This is a genomic window from Curtobacterium sp. P97 (assembly GCF_023712445.1).
In the GTDB taxonomy this organism is placed as follows: domain Bacteria; phylum Actinomycetota; class Actinomycetes; order Actinomycetales; family Microbacteriaceae; genus Curtobacterium.
In genome coordinates, this window is sequence record NZ_JAMAYF010000193.1 from 1 (window position 1) to 409 (window position 409).

General features: G+C 76.5%; 1 protein-coding gene. It reads left to right on the forward strand.

Annotated features, from left to right (window positions below):
• Positions 1-89: 89 nt before the first annotated feature.
• Positions 90-409 (forward strand): LysR family transcriptional regulator (locus M3677_RS17610; protein ID WP_251161227.1); only part of this gene is annotated, 320 nt, incomplete at its 3' end.

Sequence of the window (409 nt, forward strand, 5' to 3'; positions counted from 1 at the left end):
GTCCACGACGTCGAGGGTCCCGGCGGTCGTTGCACAGGTCCAGCACCGATACCCGTCGCTGCTGTGCACCCCAGCTGCACAATGGCGCCGTGCTCAACCCGTGGCGCCTCCAGCTCCTCGTCGACCTGCAGGAGCTGGGCACGGTGCGCGCCGTGGCCGCCCGCGCGCACCTCAGCCCGTCGGCGGTCTCCCAGCAGCTGGCCGTGCTCGAGCGCGAGACCGGCACCGCGCTGGTCGAGCGCGAGGGTCGCCGCGTACGGCTCACCGCCGCCGGCCAGGTGCTCGCCGACCGCTCGCGCGGGGTGCTGGCCCACCTCGACGAGGTCGAGGCCGGGCTGCGCGGGCTGGGCGCGGCGCCCGCGGGCACGGTGCGGCTGGCCGTGTTCCAGAGCGCCGTGCACGCCCTCGC